Origin of the sequence: Burkholderia sp. BCC1996, from assembly GCF_905339955.1 — a bacterium.
GTDB lineage: Bacteria > Pseudomonadota > Gammaproteobacteria > Burkholderiales > Burkholderiaceae > Burkholderia.
In genome coordinates, this window is sequence record NZ_CAJPHM010000038.1 from 26187 (window position 1) to 45793 (window position 19607).

Annotated in this window: 16 protein-coding genes; 8 read left to right on the plus strand and 8 right to left on the minus strand. The window is 68.9% G+C overall.

Annotation, left to right across the window (positions count from 1 at the left end):
• The first annotated feature begins 51 nt into the window (after positions 1 to 51).
• From U4Z64_RS34095 to U4Z64_RS34105, 3 genes are read left to right on the plus strand one after another with little or no spacing between them, the layout of a single operon-like run.
• Positions 52 to 1212: an ABC transporter ATP-binding protein gene (locus U4Z64_RS34095; protein WP_321822320.1), complete on the plus strand. Its 1161-nt coding sequence runs from the start codon at positions 52 to 54 to the stop codon at positions 1210 to 1212.
• Positions 1209 to 2138, plus strand: coding sequence for an ABC transporter permease subunit (locus tag U4Z64_RS34100; protein ID WP_321808981.1), 930 nt, complete (start codon positions 1209 to 1211; stop codon positions 2136 to 2138). Before U4Z64_RS34095 ends, U4Z64_RS34100 begins: the two co-directional genes overlap by 4 nt.
• Positions 2135 to 2956, plus strand: a complete 822-nt coding sequence (locus tag U4Z64_RS34105) for an ABC transporter permease subunit (protein ID WP_321808980.1) — start codon at positions 2135 to 2137, stop codon at positions 2954 to 2956. Before U4Z64_RS34100 ends, U4Z64_RS34105 begins: the two co-directional genes overlap by 4 nt.
• Positions 2957 to 3052: 96 nt before the next feature.
• Here the strand turns inward: U4Z64_RS34105 and U4Z64_RS34110 are convergent, their stop codons facing one another.
• The 3 genes from U4Z64_RS34110 to U4Z64_RS34120 are packed head-to-tail and all read right to left on the minus strand — an operon-like array spanning position 3053 to position 6515.
• A complete protein-coding gene (locus tag U4Z64_RS34110) occupies positions 3053 to 3859 on the minus strand; it encodes a sulfite exporter TauE/SafE family protein (protein WP_321822321.1) in 807 nt (268 codons plus the stop codon).
• Between the two features lie 18 nt (positions 3860 to 3877).
• Complete coding sequence (locus U4Z64_RS34115) at positions 3878 to 5557, minus strand: TIGR01244 family sulfur transferase (RefSeq protein WP_321822322.1); 1680 nt, start codon at positions 5555 to 5557, stop codon at positions 3878 to 3880.
• A 28-nt stretch (positions 5558 to 5585) separates the two neighbouring features.
• The gene (locus U4Z64_RS34120; RefSeq protein WP_415750621.1) at positions 5586 to 6515 is read right to left on the minus strand and encodes an MBL fold metallo-hydrolase; all 930 of its coding nucleotides are present in this window, start codon (positions 6513 to 6515) and stop codon (positions 5586 to 5588) included.
• A gap of 204 nt (positions 6516 to 6719) precedes the next feature.
• Here U4Z64_RS34120 and U4Z64_RS34125 point away from each other — a divergent pair, with 204 nt between their 5' ends.
• The 4 genes from U4Z64_RS34125 (at position 6720) to U4Z64_RS34140 (ending at position 9715) form a co-directional block, all read left to right on the plus strand.
• The gene (locus U4Z64_RS34125) at positions 6720 to 8117 is read left to right on the plus strand and encodes a sigma-54 interaction domain-containing protein (protein WP_321822324.1); all 1398 of its coding nucleotides are present in this window, start codon (positions 6720 to 6722) and stop codon (positions 8115 to 8117) included.
• A gap of 137 nt (positions 8118 to 8254) precedes the next feature.
• Positions 8255 to 8815 (plus strand): DUF2975 domain-containing protein, encoded by a 561-nt coding sequence (locus U4Z64_RS34130; RefSeq protein ID WP_321808975.1) that lies wholly within the window; start codon positions 8255 to 8257, stop codon positions 8813 to 8815.
• Between the two features lie 8 nt (positions 8816 to 8823).
• Positions 8824 to 9048, plus strand: a complete 225-nt coding sequence (locus U4Z64_RS34135) for a helix-turn-helix domain-containing protein (protein WP_124485430.1) — start codon at positions 8824 to 8826, stop codon at positions 9046 to 9048.
• A gap of 1 nt (position 9049) precedes the next feature.
• The gene (locus tag U4Z64_RS34140) at positions 9050 to 9715 is read left to right on the plus strand and encodes a hypothetical protein (protein WP_321822325.1); all 666 of its coding nucleotides are present in this window, start codon (positions 9050 to 9052) and stop codon (positions 9713 to 9715) included.
• A 146-nt stretch (positions 9716 to 9861) separates the two neighbouring features.
• Here U4Z64_RS34140 and U4Z64_RS34145 read toward each other — a convergent pair whose 3' ends face one another.
• From U4Z64_RS34145 to U4Z64_RS34160, 4 genes are all read right to left on the minus strand, one after another.
• Positions 9862 to 10890, minus strand: coding sequence for a MerR family transcriptional regulator (locus U4Z64_RS34145; RefSeq protein ID WP_321822326.1), 1029 nt, complete (start codon positions 10888 to 10890; stop codon positions 9862 to 9864).
• Positions 10891 to 11026: 136 nt separating this feature from the next.
• Complete coding sequence (locus tag U4Z64_RS34150) at positions 11027 to 12634, minus strand: efflux transporter outer membrane subunit (RefSeq protein WP_321822327.1); 1608 nt, start codon at positions 12632 to 12634, stop codon at positions 11027 to 11029.
• 2 nt (positions 12635 to 12636) lie between these two features.
• Positions 12637 to 15786: an efflux RND transporter permease subunit gene (locus U4Z64_RS34155; protein ID WP_321822328.1), complete on the minus strand. Its 3150-nt coding sequence runs from the start codon at positions 15784 to 15786 to the stop codon at positions 12637 to 12639.
• A complete protein-coding gene (locus U4Z64_RS34160) occupies positions 15783 to 16892 on the minus strand; it encodes an efflux RND transporter periplasmic adaptor subunit (RefSeq protein WP_321822329.1) in 1110 nt (369 codons plus the stop codon). Before U4Z64_RS34160 ends, U4Z64_RS34155 begins: the two co-directional genes overlap by 4 nt.
• A gap of 191 nt (positions 16893 to 17083) precedes the next feature.
• On the opposite strand from U4Z64_RS34160, the gene U4Z64_RS34165 reads away from it, so the two are divergent.
• Positions 17084 to 17704, plus strand: a complete 621-nt coding sequence (locus tag U4Z64_RS34165; RefSeq protein ID WP_321808969.1) for a TetR/AcrR family transcriptional regulator — start codon at positions 17084 to 17086, stop codon at positions 17702 to 17704.
• Positions 17705 to 17810: 106 nt separating this feature from the next.
• On the opposite strand, the gene U4Z64_RS34170 is transcribed toward U4Z64_RS34165, so the two are convergent.
• A complete protein-coding gene (locus U4Z64_RS34170; RefSeq protein ID WP_321822330.1) occupies positions 17811 to 19544 on the minus strand; it encodes a ClcB-like voltage-gated chloride channel protein in 1734 nt (577 codons plus the stop codon).
• Positions 19545 to 19607: the final 63 nt, after the last annotated feature.

Consider the following 19607-nt stretch of genomic DNA (forward strand, 5'->3'; position numbering starts at 1 on the left):
TGGTGTCCCCGGGGGCTTTGTTCGTCAAACGCAGGAGAGAAGCAGCACATCATGAATAGCCAGTCGGGTGCGCCGGTCGCGGGCGCACCGTCCTTCGTTCCTTCGTCCGGCGCCGATACGCGCGCCGAGAATTTTGTCCAGATCGTCGACGTCGTCAAGAAGTTCGGCGAGACCGAAGTGGTGCGCAGCGTGAACCTGACGGTGCGCCAGGGCGAGCTGTTCGCGCTGCTCGGCAGCTCGGGTTCCGGCAAGTCGACGCTGCTGCGCATGCTGGCGGGCCTCGAGACGGTCACCTCGGGCAAGATCCTGATCGACGGCGAGGACCTCGCACAGATGCCGCCGTACAAGCGGCCCGTGAACATGATGTTCCAGTCGTATGCGCTGTTTCCGCACATGTCGGTCGAATCGAACGTCGCCTACGGCCTGAAGCAGGAAGGCACGCCGAAGGCGGAGCTGAAGGAGCGCGTCGCCACGGCGCTCGAGCTCGTGCAGATGAGCAAGTACGCGAAGCGCAAGCCGCACCAGCTGTCGGGCGGCCAGCAGCAGCGCGTCGCGCTCGCGCGTTCGCTCGTCAAGCGCCCGAAGGTGCTGCTGCTCGACGAGCCGATGTCGGCGCTCGACAAGCAGATCCGCCAGCGCACGCAGATCGAGCTCGTCAACATCCTGAACAAGGTCGGCGTCACCTGCATCATGGTCACGCACGACCAGGAAGAGGCGATGACGATGGCGAACCGGCTCGCCGTGATGAGCGAAGGGCAGATCGTGCAGATCGGCTCGCCGAACGAAGTCTACGAATATCCGAACAGCCGCTTCTCGGCCGAGTTCATCGGCTCGACCAACCTGTTCGAAGGCGTCACCGTCGAGGACGAACCCGATTACGTGTATATCGAATCGCCGGAGCTGCCGAGCCGGCTGTACGTGAGCCACGGGATCACGGGTCCGCTCGGGATGCCGGTCACGGTGTCGGTGCGCCCCGAGCGGATCGCGCTCACGCGCAAGCCGCCCGAAGGCGCGTTCAACTGGGCGCACGGCAAGATCACCAACGTCGCGTACATGGGCGGCTACTCGCTGTATCACGTGAAGCTCGACGCGGGCAAGACGGTGATCGCGAACGTGTCGAGCCTCGCGATCTCCGAGCTCGACACGCCGGCGCTCGGCGACGAGATCTACGTGCGCTGGAGCGCGACCGCTGGCGTGGTGCTGACGTCATGAGCACGCTCAAGTCCCTGCTCGCATGGCCCGTGCGACGCTTCAACCTGACCGGCGGCTCGGCGGTCGTCGCGGGGCCGTACACGTGGCTCGTGCTGTTCTTCCTCGTGCCGTTCGTGCTGGTCGTGAAGATCAGCTTCGCGGAGCTGCAGCTCGGCATCCCGCCGTATACGGAACTCGCGTCGTTTGCGGACGGCGTGGTGCACATCGCGCTGAACCTGTCGCACTACGCGTTCCTGCTCACCGACAGCCTGTATTTCGCGACCTACGTGAATTCGGTGGTGGTCGCGGCGATCACGACGCTGCTGTGCCTGCTGATCGGTTATCCGATGGCGTACTACATCGCGCGTTCGAACCCGGCGACCCGCAACCTGCTGATGATGGGCGTGATGCTGCCGTTCTGGACGTCGTTCCTGATCCGCGTGTACGCGTGGATCGGGATCCTGAAGAACAACGGGCTCCTGAACAACTTCCTGATGTGGATCGGCCTGACCCATACGCCGATCGAGCTGTACCGCACCAACTACGCGGTGTACATCGGGATGGTGTATTCGTACCTGCCGTTCCTCGTGATGCCGCTGTACGCGCATCTCGTGAAGATGGACCTGCGCCTGCTCGAAGCCGCGTACGATCTCGGCGCGAAGCCGTGGAGGGCGTTCGTGCAGATCACGCTGCCGCTGTCGAAGAACGGGATCATCGCGGGCTGCCTGCTGGTGTTCATTCCGGCGGTCGGCGAGTACGTGATTCCGGAACTGCTCGGCGGCGCGAACACGCTGATGATCGGCCGCGTGATGTGGAATGAGTTCTTCAACAACGCAGACTGGCCGATGGCGTCGGCCGTGACCTGCGCGATGGTGCTGCTGCTGCTCGTGCCGATGGCGATGTTCCAGCATTTCCAGGCGAAGGAGCAGGAGGGCCGCCGTCGATGAAGCCGAATCGTTACCTGCAGTTCGCGGCGCTGTTCGCCGGCTTTGCGTTCCTGTATATCCCGATCATCAGCCTGATCGTCTATTCGTTCAACGAGTCGAAGCTCGTCACCGTGTGGTCGGGCTTCTCGTTCCGCTGGTACTCGGCGCTCGTGGAGGACGACGAGCTGCTGACGGCCGCGTGGCTGTCGCTGAAGATCGGCGTGCTGACCGCGTTCGCGTCGGTGTTCATCGGCACGTGGGCCGGCTTTGTGCTCGCGCGGATGGGGCGCTTTCGCGGCTTTGCGCTGTTCAGCGGGATGATCAACGCACCGCTGGTGATCCCCGAGGTGATCCAGGGGATCTCGCTGCTGCTGCTGTTCATCGAGCTCGCGAAGTGGATCGGCTGGCCGGCCGAGCGCGGCGTGTTCACGATCTGGCTGGGCCACGTGATGCTGTGCATCTCGTACGTCGCGATCATCGTGCAGTCGCGCGTGCGCGAGTTGAACCCGTCGCTCGAGGAAGCGGCGCTCGATCTCGGCGCGACGCCGCTGAAGGTGTTCTTCACGATCACGCTGCCGCTGATCTCGCAGGCGCTGATCGCGGGCTGGCTGCTGTCGTTCACGCTGTCGATCGACGACCTCGTGCTGTCGGCGTTCCTGTCGGGCCCCGGCTCGACGACGCTGCCGCTCGTCGTGTTCTCGCGCGTGCGCCTCGGCCTGAACCCGGAGATGAACGCGCTCGCGACGCTGTTCATCGTCGCGGTGACGGCGGGCGTCGTGATCGCGAACTTCGTGATGCTGCGCCAGGAACGCAAGCGGATGGCCGCGTTCGCCGTCTGACGCGCTCGCGCACAGGTTGCCGACGCAACGAACAACGCCCGGTGCCGACGATGAGTCGGCCTGGGCGTTTTGTTTGGTGTGCGAGCCGCGTGCGGCTTATGCGCCGAACGCCGCCTTCGCGAGCAACCCGAGCGCGACGCAGACGAGCACCGCTGCGAAGCCGGCCTGCACGTGCCGCGCGGACAGGTGCCGGGACGCGCTGCGGCCGATCGCCATCCCGAACGCGGTCGCGACCGTGAACCACAGCATCATGTCGAGCGGCGCGCGCGTGCCCGACACGAGCGTCGCGACCACGCCGCCGGTGCCGACCAGCGCGATCACCATCAGCGACGTCGCGACCACGCCGTGCATCGACACGTTCGTGAACTTGCGCAGCATCGGCACGATCACGAAACCGCCGCCGACACCGAGCAAGCCCGTCATCAGCCCCGTCACCGCGCCGGTCGACGCGAGCGCGAGCCCGACCGGCCAGGACCAGACGAGCCGGCCCGTGTCGGGATTCACGCGGCCGACGCACAGCGGCGACGCGTCCGCGTCGCCGGGCGCGTGACGCAGCGCCTGCCGCAGCAGGCGGCCCGCGACGACCAGCATCGTCAGCGCGAACAGCGCCAGCAGCACGCGTTGCGGCAGCACGTGCGCGAGCTTCACGCCGAGCGTCGTGAGCGGCACGCCGGCGACGGCCATCAGCAGCGCCGCGCGATAGCGCACGAGCCCGCGGCGAAACCCTTCGAGCGCGCCGAGCGCGGCGCTGCCCGCGACCGCGACGAGCGCGACGGGCGTGGCCTGCTGCATCGGCCAGCCCATCCCGACGACGAGCGCGGGCACCGCGAGAATGCCGCCGCCCGCGCCGGTGAGGCCGAGCACGGCGCCGACGAAGCCGCCGAGTACGAGGGAAATCAGCATGGTGTCATCGGGTTCCGGTCAGCGTGCGATCGCGGGCTTCGCGAGCCATTCGCGGCCCTTGAGCATCGCCTTCCAGTAGAGCGGCGGCAGCACGCGCTCCTTGAGCAGCCACGCGAGCCGCGACGGGCGCCGGCCGTCGATCAGCCACGCGGGGAAGGTCGGCGCGACCTTGCCGCCGTACAGGAATTCCGCGAGCACGATCTTGCCGCGCTCGACGGTGAGCGGGCACGAACCGTAGCCGTCGTACGCGGCGTCACCGTGCGCGCGGCCCAGCGATGCGAGCACGTTGTGCGCGACCACGGGCGCCTGCTTGCGGGCGGCCGCGGCAGTTTTCGCGTTGGTCGTGTTGGTGACGTCGCCGAGCGCGAAGATGTCCGCGAACTGCTTGTGCCGCAGCGTCGCCGGATCGACGTCGATCCAGCCGGCCGCGTCGGCGAGCGGGCTCGCGCGCACGAAATCGGGCGCCTTCTGCGGCGGCACGACGTGGATCATGTCGAACGGACGCTCGACGGTTTCCGTGCCGCCGTCGGGCAGCGCGCGCCGGAACGTCGCGCGCCGCGCCGGCCCGTCGATCGCGACGAGGTTGTGGCCGAACGACAGCGCGATGTCGTAGCGTTTCACGTACTCCATCAGCGCGGGCACGTAATCGGCGACCCCGAACAGCGCGCCGCCCGCATTCAGGAACTCGACGTTCGCGGCACCGAGGCGGCCCGCGCGCCGCCAGTGATCGCACGACAGGTACATCGCCTTTTGCGGCGCGCCCGCGCACTTGATCGGCATCGGCGGCTGCGTGAACAGCGCGTTGCCGCCGCGGAACGCCTGCACCAGTTCCCACGTGTACGGCGCGAGATCGTAGCGATAGTTCGACGTGACGCCGTTGCGGCCGAGCGTTTCCGCGAGGCCGTCGATCGCGTGCCAGTCGAGCTTGAGCCCCGGGCACACGACCAGCTTGCGATAGCCGATGCGCCGGCAGCCGTCGAGCACCACCGTGTGCGCGTCCGGCTCGAAGCCGGCGACGGCGGCCCGGATCCATTTCACGCCGCGCGGCAGCAGGTCGACGATCCGGCGCGCGGTCGTGTCGGGCCGGAACACGCCCGCGCCGACCATCGTCCAGCCCGGCTGGTAGTAGTGCGTATCGGCCGGGTCGATCACCGCGATATCGAGCGATGCGTCGCGTGCCAGCAGGCTCGACGCGACCGCGACGCCGGCCGCACCGGCGCCGACGATCACGATGTCGTGCCGCGCGTCGACGGCCGGCGCGGCCTGGCGGCCGTCTTGCGCGAGGCCTCGTGCGAGACGCGGTGCGAGCGCGCCGAGGTCGTAGCCGGCCGTGGCGGCGATCGCGACGATGTCGCCGGCCGGGCGCCGGCCTGCCTGCGACAGCGCCCACAGCGTCGCCGAACGCGTGCCGCTGCGGCAGTACGCGAGGACCGGGCCGGCGAGCGACGCGACGAGCGTGCCGAACTGCGCGGCCTGGTCGTCGGTGACCTTGCCGGTATCGACGGGCAGGTAATGCACGGTGACGCCGAGCGGCGCGGCGGCGGCGCGGATCTCGGCGACGGTCGGCTGGTCGGCGCCTTCGCCGTCCGGGCGGTTGCAGACGATCGTGCGGATGCCGGCCGCGTGCAGTGCGGGCAGGTCGGTCGCGGCGATCTGGGGCGAGACCGACAGCAGGTCGGTCAGCGGGCGGATGGTCATGTCGGGGTTCTCCGGTCGGGGCGGCGGCTCAGATCGCGTCGAGCGGGATCTTCAGGTAGCGCACGCCATTGTTTTCGGGCTCGGGCAGGTGGCCGGCGCGCATGTTGACCTGCACGGACGGCAGCATCAGCACGGGCATGTCGAGCGTCGCGTCGCGCGCGGTGCGCATGGCGACGAAATCGTCCTCGGTCACGCCGTCCTTCACGTGCACGTTCGCGCGACGCTGCTCGGCCACCGTCGTCACGAACTGCACGTCGCGGCCGCCCGGCTGGTAGTCGTGGCACAGATACAGGCGCGTGTCGGGCGACAGGGCGAGCACGCGCGCGATCGAACGGTACAGCGTGCGCGCGTCGCCGCCCGGGAAGTCGCAGCGGGCGGTGCCGTAGTCGGGCATGAACAGCGTGTCGCCGACGAACGCCGCGCGCTGCGTCGCGTCGTCGACGCAGTAGGTCAGGCACGCGGGCGTATGGCCCGGCGTGTGCAGCGCGCGGATCGTCAGCGCGCCGAGCGCGAGCGTGTCGCCGTCGTCGAGCAGGCGGTCGAACTGGCGGCCGTCCTGCGCGAAGCCGGGGCCGGCGTTGAACAGCGTGCCGAATACGTGCTGCACGCGGCGCACGTGCGAGCCGATCGCGATCTGTCCGCCGACATGCGCCTTCAGGTACGGCGCGGCCGACAGATGGTCGGCATGCACGTGCGTTTCCAGCAGCCAGTGGACGGTCGCGCCGAGTTCGGCGACGCGTGCGATCAGCCGGTCGGCGCTGGCGGTGTGCGTGCGGCCGGATTTCGGGTCGTAGTCGAGCACGCTGTCGATCAGCGCGCACGCGCGGCTTTCGGTGTCGAGCAGCAGATAGCTGACGGTGTGGGTCGCCGGGTCGAAAAAGCCTTCGACCGACAGCAGGGGGGCATGGCTCACGGGATGTCCTCGATCGGGTTCTGCGTCTGCAATCGGGCATCCCATGTTCAAGAAGCATGCCAATTCGCGCCGCGATGCCGGGCGATGTGGCAGGTGCTTGATTCGGTTCGTATTTTTCGCGTGGCCGCGGTGTGTCGCGGGCGCCGCCGACGGGGTGCCGTCGATGACGACTGCCATATCTGGCAGTGTCATGGCAGAATTGGCAGCCCACTTGGCAGTCCGTCCGCCCATCCGTTCCCGAGCCTCCCCATGAATCCGCACGACACCATTCCGATCGTTCCCGCGCCGTCGCGCGACGTCATGCCCGACGTGCGCGCGCTCGTCGCGTATCTGGAACAGGATCCGCAGCCGATGATCGTCGTCGATCCCGACTACCGCATCCTCGCCGCGAACGATGCGTACCGGCGCCAGTTCGGCGTGGCGGGCGTCGAGCACGTCGGCCGGCACTGCTTCCAGGTTTCGCATCATTACGACGTGCCGTGCGACCAGGCGGGCGAGCATTGCCCGATGAAGCAGGCGCGCGAGTCGCGCAGCCTGAACCGCGTGCTGCACATTCACCATACGCCGCGCGGCCCCGAGCACGTCGATGTGGAGTTGCGGCCGATCTTCGATGCGCGCGGCGACGTGATCGCCTACGTCGAGCGGCTGACGACGGTGCGCAGCGCGTCGGCGCAGCCGAGTGCGGAAGGGCTCGTCGGCGGCGCCGACGCGTTCAATGCGGCACTCGGCGCGCTGCAGCGCGTCGCGCCGTCGATGCTGCCCGTGCTGCTGCTCGGCGAATCGGGTACGGGCAAGGAACTGTTCGCGCGGGCGCTGCACGAGGCGAGCGAGCGTGCGATGGGGCCGTTCGTGGTGGTCGACTGTTCGGGCATCGCCGAGACGCTGTTCGAGAGCGAACTGTTCGGCTACGAGAAGGGCGCGTTTACCGGCGCGAACCAGCGCAAGCCGGGCCTCGTCGAGACCGCGCAGGGCGGCACGCTGTTTCTCGACGAGATCGGCGACGTGCCGCTGCCGATGCAGGTGAAGCTGCTGCGGCTGATCGAGTCGGGGACGTTCCGGCGCGTCGGCGGTGTCGAGGCGCTGCGCGCGGATTTCCGGCTCGTCGCGGCGACCCACAAGCCGCTGCGCGAGATGATCGACGACGGCCGGTTCCGCCAGGACCTGTACTACCGGATCAACGCGTTCCCGATTCCGCTGCCCGCGCTGCGCGAGCGGCGTGGCGACGTCGCGCTGCTGGCCGAGTCGATCCTGCGGCGCATCGCGAATGCGCGCGCCGGCGCGGGCGACGCGAGCGTGCGGCCGTTCGCGGCCCGGACGTTCGTGCTGACCGAGCGGGCGCGCGCGCGCCTCGACGCGTATGCATGGCCGGGCAACATCCGCGAGCTGCGCAACGTGCTCGAGCGCGCGTGCCTGTTCGCGGACGACGGCACGATTCGCGTCGAGCATCTGCCGGCCGAGCTGGTCGCGGCTTCGGCGACGCCACAGGCGCGTGCGGCGGACGCGCGCGGCGTGTCGGACGCGGAACTCGTGCGGCTTGCCGGCACGTTCGACGGCACCCGCAAACAACTGGCCGAGCACGTCGGGATGAGCGAGCGCACGCTGTACCGGCGGATGAAGGCGCTCGGGCTCGGGGTGCGCGACCGGTGAGCGGGCGCGTCGTACCTGGAAGTCGTCTATCATGATTGACGATAAAAAATGACTGATCTACACAAAATAATTATCGTTTTACGATAATTATTTGGCTTACAATCGATGCGTGTTCACACCCTGTCGAGGAGGTTCGCATGCATTCCAATCGTATTGCCCGTATCAGTCAGCGCATGGCTACCGTCACGCTGTGGTTCATCGTCGGCATGCTGGTGCTCAACGCCGCGTGCTGGGCGTTCCCGTCGTTGAGCGCGGCCACCGGGCCCGGCTTCGTATTCGGCCTCACCGATTCGGTGGTCACGAACCTGGGCGTCGATGTCGGCGCGTTCCCGTGGTGGCAGAAGGCCGTCGGCATCCTGCTGTCGAGCGTCCCGCTCGTTGCGCTCGCGGGCGGCCTGCGCCATTTGCGCGAGCTGTTCCGGACCTACGCACGGCGCGACTATTTCTCGGCACAGGCGGCCGGCCATCTCGGCAAGACGGGGCGCGCGATCGGTCTGTGGGTGCTGTTGAGCCTGCTGTGCGAACCGCTGCTGAGCGTGTGGGCGACGTTTCGCGAACCGGTCGGCCATCGCGTCGTCAGCATCGGCTTCAGCCTGCCGTACGTCGTCGCGCTGTTCACGGCGGCCTGTATCGCGGTGATCGCGCACATCCTGCGGCAGGCGAGCGAGCTCGATGCCGAACACCGGCAGTTCGTCTGAGGCGCGCGATGTCGATCGTGGTCAAACTCGATGTGATGCTCGCGACCCGCAAGGTCCGCTCGAAGGATCTCGCGGCGGCCGTCGGGATCACCGAACCGAACCTGTCGCTGCTCAAGCAAGGCAAGGTCAAGGGCATCCGCTTCGCGACGCTGGAGGCGATCTGCCGGTATCTCGACTGTCAGCCGGGCGACCTGCTCGCGTTCAGCGATGACGGCGGCGGCGAGCCGGATTGACGTGCCGCAACCGCCGGTCGTCGATGCGGCGCGGCGGCGTCGGCCGGGCATCGTGGCAGTTGCAGGCGTGGTCGCCGTGTTGCTGCATGCGATCGGTTGGTATGCGCTGCAGCGGATGCCGGCGGCGCGCGGGCCGGTTGCAGCCCGGGTCGATGCGTCGTCGGGCCGGATTGCATTGAGCGTCCGGTTGATTCCCGTGACGCCCGAACCTGCGCCCGCAACCGAGGTCGACCGGCGCACCGGTCCGACAGCCGCCATGCGAGGGACGCGCGAACCGAAGAGCCGTCCCGGCGCAGCGGCGACGCCGCGCAGGGCGACACGTTCGCTTTCGGCCGCGCCGGCGCAGGCAACGACCGGCGGCCCGCCGGATTCGGGTGAAAGCAGCCCGGTGCGTGCGCCGACCCCCGAGGTCGACTGGGGGCGTGATCTGGCGACGATCGGCACGCGTCGCCCGACGGGGCGCAGCCCTGCGGCGGCCACGGTCGGTGCGCTGGGCGCATCGTCCGGCCTCCCGGCCGCGCGTCGCCATTCGGTCGACGAGACGCTGGCAAGCGGGGTGTCGGACGCACGGCGTGCCGATTGCCGGCGCGCGTATTCGGGCGCCGGCTTGCTCGCACTCCCGATGCTCGCGCTGGATGCGGTTCGCGATACGGGCTGCAAGTGGTGAGGAAGCACGCGGCTCGGCGCTGCCGGTGAGACGTGATCGCGCGGCGTTTTCGACGCGCGGCCGGATACGAGCCGGTTCGCCTGACGACGTGTCCGGGCGGCGCGCAACGGCCACGCACCGCCCGGGCCCCCCGGGGCGTTGGACCCTCAACGCGCCGGCGCAAGCTGCGCCATCGCCTCGCGCATGAAGCCGAGCAGCGTGTCGTCGACCCACGAGTCCTTCGTCAGCGCCGGCTCGGTCATCATCGCCTTGCGGAATTTTGCGTGCGTGGCCGGGTCGTCGCCCGCGTAGCTGCGGAACAGGTCGAGCCAGCGTTGCGCGAGCGCGCGGCCTTCCGGCGAATCGGGCTGCGCGCCCGCATCGATCGCGTCGCGCACATCGCCCATCAGTTGCGGCCATTCCATCGAGCGTTCACCGAAGTGCGCCCGCATGAAGCGGATCTCGTCCGGCGCGAGATACTTCTCGAAGATCCGCATCTTCGTTTCCGCGGACGCGCGCAGCACATAGTCGCGCAGCACGGTCGAGATGCCGAGTTTCGACTGCATCGACGGTTCGCGCTCGTGCATCAGGTTGAGCTTCGCCAGCAGCCGCGGATCGTTGTTCGTGTCGCGCACGAGCAGCGCCATCCAGCGGCCGGCAAGCGCGCGTGCGCGCGCGTCCTCGGGCGGCACGCCCGCGTCGTGCAGCGCACGCACGTCGGCGACGAGCGCCGTCCATTCCGCGTCGCCGGCCTGGCTCTTGCGATACATCGGCAGGCGTGCGAGTTCTTCCTCGGAAAAGTATTTGTCGTACACGGTCATCAACTCCAGTGTGGTGAGCCAATCGGCCAGCTCCGGCTCCGTGCCCGCGGCGAGTTGCGCGTGCAGGTGCACGAGCCGCTCGCGCAGCTGCGCGGTCTGCGCGAGCTGGTGGTCGAGCGACGCGATCTGCCTCGCGACGAGTGCGACGAGCGGGGTGCCGGGCCGGTTCAGGTAGTCGCCGATTTCGGCGAGCGACAGTCCGAAGCGACGCAGGGCCTGGATCTGGTGGAGCCGGGCGATGTCGTCGCGGTCGTACAGCCGGTAGCCGTTGTCGGCACGCGCCGAAGGCGTCAGGAGGCCGATCGCGTGATAGTGATGAAGCGTGCGGACGGTCAGGCCGCTGCGTTTCGCCAGTTCTCCCACTTTCAGCCGCATGGTGTCCTCCGTTCGGTGCGCACACTGGAGTCTCGAACGTTACGCTACGTGAGGGTCAAGCGGAAGATCGCGGATCGGCGCGCGGGGGTGGTCCCGCGCGCCTGACGCAAACGGCGCGCTATTGCAGTCATTGCGGTCATTGCGGTGACGGCGGCGCGTCGGGCGTGGCCGCGCGCGCCTGGGCGGTGGGGGCGATTCGAGCCGCGTCGCCGATGTCGCCGGCCGGGTCAGCCTTTCCAGCTTTTTCAGCTTTTTCAGCCTTACCGGCTTTGCCGGTCGGGTCGACCGGCGGCGTGCCCATCGCCTGATAGAGCCGCGCGGTATCCGCGAAGCGTGCGCCGGTCGCGCGGATCTCGTCGAGCCGCGCGTTGCGGTACTGCAGCTCGCTTGCTCGCGCGGCCGACGGCGGCAGCGCGCCGAGCCGCACGCGGGCGGCCGCGTCGTCGTACGCGCCGCGCGCGGACAGCGCGGCGCGCGACGACGCATCGAGCGCCTGAGCGTCGTGCTCGAGCGCGGCGAGCGAATCCGCGACGTTCTGGAAGGCAGCGAGCACGGTCTGCTTGTACTGGTCGACCGCCGCCTCGTAGGTCGCCTTCGCCGCACGGCGCTGCGCGAGCAGCGCGCCGCCGTGGAACAGCGGCTGGCTGAGCGACGCACCGACGTTCCAGATCGAACCGGCGCCCGACAGCATCGCCGGCCAGCTGAAACCGCCTTTGCCCATCGCGGCCGACAGCGACAACTGCGGGAACAGCTGCGCGGTCGCGAGACCGACTTCGGCGGCGGCCGCCTTCAGCCCCGCGTCGGCGGCCTGGATGTCGGGGCGGCTTTGCAGCAGGTCCGACGGCACGACCACGGGCACCTGCGTGGGCAGGTGCAGGTCGGCGAGCGTGAGGTCGGCGGGCGGCCGGTCGGGCGTGCGGCCGACCAGCACGGCCAGCGCATGGCGTGCCGAATCGCGCTGCTGGCGCAGCGCGGGCAGGCTCGCGGCGAAGGTGTCCGCGCTTTGCTGCGCGTTCAGTGCGTCGCTTCGCGACGCCGAGCCGAGCGCGTAGCGGCGTTGCGCGTCGTGCGCCTGGTCGTTCGCGAGCGCGACGAGCCGTTCGGTGGTGGCGATCTGCGCATTGAGCACCGACACCGTGATCGACGCGGTGACGATGTTCGCGGCGAGTGCCCGGCGTGCCGATTCGAGCTGGAACGCGCTGACGTCGACGCGTTTCGCGAGTGCACGGTTCGCGAAGCGCGATACGCCGAACAGGTCGACCGTATAGCTCGCCTGCAGTTGCCCGACGAACGTGTCGTACAGCAACGTCGGTGCGCCGAGCGCGGGGATCGGCACGCCGAGCGCACGCTGGCGCGTGGCCTGGCCGCCGGCGTCGATCGACGGCAGCATCGAGCTGCCGATCTGCCCGCGCAGCTGCTCGCGCGCGGCATCCAGCGAGTGCGCGGCCGCACTGAGCGTCGGGCTGTTGCGCAGCCCCTCGTCGACGAGTGCGTTCAGCGCATCCGAACGGTACTGCGTCCACCAGTCGGGCACCGGTTGCGCGCCGACGTCGAACTGCTGCGCGACGCCTTGCGCGGCGACGGTCTGCGGCACTTGCGGCGCGGCGCCGTAATGCGCGGGCGACGGCATCGCGGGCGGCTCGCCGCTCGGCGCGAACCATGCGCAGCCGGCGAGCGGGCCGGCGAGGCTCGCGGCCGCGAGCACCCGCGCGGCCTTCGTTTTCAGGTTCATCGACAGTTCCATGATCAGGCTCCCGACGGCGCGGCGGGCGTGCCGCCGTCGTGCGGCGGGGCGTCGCGCGGGTCGCGTTCGTCGCGCTTCACGCGGAACCACGCGGCGTACAGCGCGGGCAGGTAGAACAGCGTCAGCACGGTCGCGCTCGTGATGCCGCCCATCAGCGCGGTCGCCATCGGCCCGAAGAAGTTCGAGCGCAACAGCGGGATCAGCGCGAGCACGGCGGCCGCGGCCGTCAGCGTGATCGGGCGGAAGCGCCGCACGGTCGCGCCGACGATCGCGTCGAAGCGTCCGTGTCCGGCCGCGATGTCCTGCTCGATCTGGTCGACGAGGATCACCGAGTTGCGCATGATGATCCCGAACATCGCGATCACGCCGAGCATCGCGACGAAGCCGAACGGCTGGCCGAACAGCAGCAGCGTGCCGACCACGCCGATCAGGCCGAGCGGGGCGGTCAGCACGACCATCAGCACGCGCGAGAAGCTCTGCAGCTGGATCATCAGCAGCGTGAACACGGCGATCGCCATCAGCGGCATCTGCGCGTTGATCGACGTCTGCGCCTTCGCGCTTTCCTCGACCGACCCGCCGATGTGGATCTGGTAGCCGACCGGCAGTTGCGCGCGCAATGCATTCAACTTGCCGTCGATCGCATGCGTGACGTCGATGCCCTGTGCGCCGACGCGCACGTCCGACTGCACGGTGATGGTCGGCTGGCGGTCGCGTTCCCACACGACGCCGTATTCGAGCGTCGGCGTGAAGCGGCCGAGCGAACCGAGCGGCACGGGGCCGTTCGGCGTCGGCATCGCGAGGCCCGCGAGCTGCGCGGGATCGACACGATCGGCGCGCGGCGCACGCAGGTCGACCGCGATCAGCTTGTCGCGTTCGCGGTATTGCGTGACGGTCGTGCCGGACAGCGTCATCGCGAGGAAGCTCGACACGTCCTGCGACGTGACGTTCAGCTCGCGCGCCTTCTTCTGGTCGAGCTCGAAGCGCACCGAACGTTCGGCCGGCTCGTCCCAGTCGAACTGCACGTTCACCGTGCGCGCGTCGCCGCGCATCGTCGCCGCGACCTTCTCGGCGATCGCGCGCACCGTCGCGATGTCGTCGCCGCTCACGCGGAACTGCACGGGGTAGCCGACGGGCGGCCCGTTCTCGAGCCGCGACAGGCGCCAGCGCACGGCCGGGAAGCGGTCGCGCAACGTGGTCTCGAGCCAGGCTGCGAGCTTCTCGCGATCCTCGACGGATTTCGCGGTGACGACGAACTGCGCGAAGTTCGGCAACTGCAGCTGCTGGTCGAGCGGCAGGTAGAAGCGCGGCGCGCCGCTGCCGACGAAATTCACCGAATGGTCGATCTCGGGCCGCTTGTCGAGCACCTTCTCGAGGCGTTCGGTCTCGCGCAGCGTCGCCGCGAACGACGCGCCTTCGGGCAGGCGCAGGTCGACCAGCAGCTCGGGGCGATCGGAGCTCGGGAAGAACTGCTGCGGCACGAGCGAGAAGCCCAGCAGCGCGACGACGAACAGCGCGCCGGTGATCAGCAGCACGACGAAGCGCCGCTCGATGCACCAGTCGATCCAGCCGCGCAAGCGCGTGTAGAAGCGCGTGTCGTAGATGTCGTGCTCGTGATCGTCCGGCAGGTGCGCTTCGTGCGCGTGCTTCTTGCGTTCGGGCAGCAGGTGGAAGCCCAGCAGCGGGATCAGCACGACGGCCGCGAACCACGACGCGATCAGTGCGATCGCCGACACTTCGAAGATCGAGCGCGTGTACTCGCCGGTACTCGATTTCGCGAGCGCGATCGGCAGGAAGCCCGACACCGTGACGAGCGTGCCCGTCAGCATCGGGAACGCGGTGCTCGTGTACGCGAACGCGGCGGCGCGCGCGCGGCTGTAACCCTGCTCGAGCTTCACGGCCATCATCTCGACCGCGATGATCGCGTCGTCGACGAGCAGCCCGAGCGCGAGCACGAGCGTGCCGAGCGACACCTTGTGCAGCCCGATGTCGAACAGGTACATGAACAGGGCCGTGACGGCGAGCACGACCGGAATCGAGATCACGACGACCATCCCGGTGCGCAGGCCGAGCGACACGAGGCTCACGACCAGCACGATCGCGACCGCTTCGGCGACGGCTTCGAGGAAGTCGTCGACCGAATGCGCGACCGCATGCGGCATGCTCGACACCAGCGTCAGCTTGAGGCCGGCCGGCAGCTGCGCCTGCAGATCCTTCGATTCGGCGTCGAGCGCCTTGCCGAGCCGGATCACGTCGCCGCCCGGCTGCATCGTCACGCCGATGCCGAGCACGGCATGACCGTTCGCACGCATCTGCGTGACGGCCGGATCGTCGTAGCCGCGCTTCACGGTGGCGAGATCGCCGAGCCGGAACGTGCGGCCGTTGATGCGGATCAGCGTGTCGGCGATCGTGGCGACGTTGTCGAACTGGCCGCTCGGCCGCACGAATACGCGGTCGTCGGCGGTCGTCAGCACGCCGGCCGACGAGATGTCGTTCTGCGCGTTGATCGCCTGCCCGAGTTGCTGCGGCGAGATGCCGAGGCGCGTGAGCTGCGCATTGTTCACTTCGATGAAGATCCGCTGGTCAGGATCGCCGAAATAGTCGACCTTGCCGACGCCGGGCACGCGCAGCAGCACGGTGCGCAGCTGGTCCGCATAGTCGTGGAGCTGCGCGGGCGTGAAGCCGTCGCCTTCGAGCGTCCAGATGTTGGTGTAGACGTCGCCGAACTCGTCGTTGAAGAACGGGCCCTGCACGCCGGGCGGCAGCGTATAGCCGATGTCGCCGACCTTCTTGCGGATCTGGTACCAGGTCTCGGGCACGTCCTTCACGGGCGCCGAGTCCTTCATCGTGAAGAAGATCAGCGATTCGCCGGGCCGCGAATAGCTGCGCAGGAAGTCGATGGCCGGCGTTTCCTGCAGCTTGCGGCCGATCCGGTCGGTCACCTGTTCCTGCACCTGCCGCGCGCTCGCGCCGAGCCAGAACGTGCGGATCACCATCACGCGGAACGTGAACGGCGGGTCTTCGGATTGCGCGAGCCGCGTGTACGCGAGGATGCCCGCGAGCGTCGCGAGCGCGATCAGGTAGACGACCAGCGCCTGGTGGCGCAGCGCCCATGCCGACAGGTTGAACCGGCCTTCTTCGCGGGGGCCGCTCATGACGGGAATTCCTCCGGATGCAGCGGTGCGACCGGCCGCACCTTCTCGCCCGCGCTGACCGTGTGCACGCCTTGCAGCACGACGCGCTCGCCCGGTTGCAGCCCGCTCGACACGGTCACGGTGCGTTCGTTGAAGCGCGCGACGTCGACGCGGCGCAGCTCGAGCGTGTCGTCCTTCGCGCGCACGACCCACAGGGCCGGATGCGGGCCGTCGTGGAACAGCGCGGTCGCGGGCAGCGTGATGCTCGGCGCGTTGCCGGCAACCGGCGCGCCGTCGAACGCGACATTCGCGGTCATCCCGAGGCGCACGGCCGGATCGGGCGCGGCAAGCGTGAGCTTCACACGCCAGGTGCGGCTTTGCGGATCGGCGGCCGGCGCGATTTCGCGCACCTTCGCGGCGAACTGGCGGCCCGGCAGTGACGGCAGCGTGACGCTCGCCGCGTGACCGGGCGCGAGCGATGCGAGCGCGGCTTCGGGCACGTCGCTGACGACGTCGACGTCGCCCGACCACGCGAGCTGGTAGACGGCCTGGCCGGCCGATACGTTCTGGCCGGTGTCGGCCTGTTCGGCGGTGATGGTGCCGGCATGATCGGCGACGAGCGTCGCGTAATGGAGCTGGTTCCTCGCAAGCGCAAGCTGCTGCTGCGCCTGGTCGCGCTGCGCGAGCGCTGACGTGTAGCTGTTCTCGGTCTGCTCCAGCTGCGCCGTTGCGATCAGGTTCTCGCGCGCCTGCGCGCGATCGCGATCGCGCTGCTGCTTCGCGAACGCGAGGCTGTGCGACGCGGCATCGAGTTGCGCCTGCGCGCTCGCGGCGTTCTTCTCGACGTCGGACGGATCGAGCAGCGCGACGACCTGGCCTGCCTTGACGGTATCGCCGAGCCGCACCTTGCGCTCGACGATCTTGCCCGCGATGCGGAACGACAGCGGCGTCGCATAACGTGGCTGGATCTCGCCGGGCAGCGTGGCGGCGGCCGCGGCGCCGTCGGCGCGCGCGGGCAGCGCGACGACCGGGCGCGGCGCGGGCGGCGCGGCTTCCTTCGGATGACAGGCGGCGAGGACGAGCGCGGTGCCGATCAGCAGCACGGCGCGGGAACCGGAGCGATTCACGAAACCCCCAGATGAGGTGAGAGCGGAACGAAGCCGGCAAGCGCGGCGGGCGCTTGCCCCAAGTGGCGCCAGTCCGGCGCACACGAACACAGCCGAACGAGATCGTTCGGAAACTGTGGCGGATTCTAATACACACCTGTATCTGAGTGCAAAGATGAATCTGAAAGGGAGTTGGTGCTAGACTGCGCGCCATGAAACCACAGCGCTTAACTCGCGAGCAGAGCAGGGACCAGACGCGCGAACGTCTGCTGACTGCCGCGCACCGGATTTTTATGAAGAAAGGCTATGTCGCGGCGAGCGTCGAGGACATCGCCGCGGCGGCCGGCTACACGCGCGGCGCGTTCTACTCGAACTTCCGCAGCAAGTCGGAACTGCTGCTCGAATTGCTCGAGCGCGATCACGATTCGGTGCAGGCCGATTTCGAGGCGATCTTCGAGATAGGCGGGTCGCGCGAGCAGATGGAGTCGATGGCGCTCGCGTACTACCGGACACTCTTTCGCGACGACGAATATTCGCTGCTGTGGGGCGAGGCGAAGCTGCAGGCGGCGCGCGACGCGAAGTTCCGCGTGCGCTTCAACCAGTTCCTGCACGGCAAGCGGCTGCAGATGGCCGAATTCATCCAGCGCTTCGCCGAGCGCGCGGGCACGCCGCTGCTGCTGCCGGCCGAGACGCTCGCGTTCGGATTGATGTGCTTATGCGACGGCGTGCAGTCGTACTACACGGCCGACCCGCAGCACGTGTCGGCCGACGTGGCCGAATCGGTGCTCGCGGGGTTCTTCGCACGGGTCGTGCTGGGGCGCGCGCCGGACTGAACGGTCGGGCGGGCGGACGGAGAAGCGGGCGCGGCCCACGGGTGCTGCGCCGGCGCTGCGATCGACAAGACCGCGACGCCACGTCCGGCGCCACGCAGGGGTCCCGTCACCGCTCGCCGGTCATCCGCCGGTACGCGTCGAGCAGCGACGTCTTGTAGACGACGCCCGCGAGCGTCGGCTCGGCTTCGCTTTCGATCACCGGCAGCCGTTCGCCCTGGAACGCCATGAAGCGTTCGAGCGCGGTCGCGAGCGGCATGTCGGGCGTGAGCAGCGGAAACGGCGTATGCGTGTAGTGCGCGGCCGTCTTGTCGGTCGTGTCGCGCTTGTCGAGCAGGTCGGACGTGATGTCCTTCAGCGCGACCGCGCCGCGGAAGCGCCCGGCGTCGTCGGTCACGTACAGATACTTCACCGGATATTCGAGAAACACGCGCGTCATGTCGGCGACGCTCGCGGTGAGCGGCACGATTGTCTGCGCGGGCTGGATCAGCTCGCGCATCTGGGTGGTGCGCAGCCGCAGCCGTTCCTGTGCGTCCTGGTGATGGTGCAGCGTGATCTCGTACATCGACGTCGTGCCGGTCGCGCGCGCGACGAAATACGCGAACACGCACGACACCAGCAGCGGCAGCACGACCTGGTAGCTCAGCGTCATCTCGAAGATCATCAGGATCGCCATCAGCGGCGCCTGCGTGGCGCCGGCCAGGAACGCGCCCATCCCGACCATCGCATACGCGAAGTACGCGGACGTGTGGCCGGGCCACAGCGCGTGCATCGCGAGCCCGAACAGCGAACCGAACACGGCGCCGACGAACAGCGTCGGCGTGAACACGCCGCCGACCGCGCCGGAGCCTGCGGTCGCGGCGGTCGCGATCACCTTGAACACCAGCACCGCGACGAGCGCCTGCCAGGTCCACGGCGCATGCAGGATGTGGTTCACGACGCTGTAGCCGTTGCCCCACACGTCCGGAATCCACACCGAGATCACGCCGACCACGAGGCCGCCGAGCGCGAGCCGCACCGGCAGCGGCACGGGCAGCCGCTTGAACTGGTTCTTGGACGCATCGAGCAGGTGCAGGAACTGCGGAGCGAGCACGCCGCACAGCGCGCCGAGCACGACGAACAGCAGCACTTCGGCGCCCGTCACGGCCGGGAACACCGGCATCTCGTACGGCGGCCGGTAGCCGGCGAATTCCCGCATCACGATGTTCGCGACGACGGACGCGACGACCATCGGCCCGAAGCTCTCCATCGCGATCGTGCCGAGCACGATTTCGGAGACGAAGAACGCGCCGGCGATCGGCGCGTTGTACGCGGACGTGATCCCGGCTGCCGCGCCGCACGCGACGAGCAGGCGCAGGCGCGGCGGGTCGAAGTGCACGAAGCGGCCGACCAGCGACGCGGCGAGCGCCGCGAGCTGCACCATCGGGCCTTCGCGGCCGATCGAGCCGCCGCTGCCGATCGTCAGCAGCGACGACACGCTGCGCCACAGGCTCTGCCGTACCGGCACGACGCCGTCGCCGAGCGCGACCGCTTCCATGTAGTCGGTGTTGCCGGATTTTCGGTCGCCGCGCGTCGCGAGCAACAGCACGCAGCCGGCGAGGAAGCCGCCCGCGGCCGGCATCCAGAAGCGCACGTACCACGGCAGGCTTTTCGCCATCTGCACGAAGCTGCCGCTGTGCCCGGAGATCAGGTGCTGCATCAGGTCGATGCCTTCGCGGAACGCCATGGTGGCGAAGGCGCCGCCGACGCCGACGACGGCCGACCAGATCAGCATCGTATGGGCGTCCGACAGGCGGAACAGCGTCTGGGCGCGAGTGCGCAGCTTCAGCAGGAACGAGAGCACGGCTGAAAGAAGGTGATGAAGAGGACGAAGGAAAACGACGCGAAGCATAGCACTGCGCCGCGC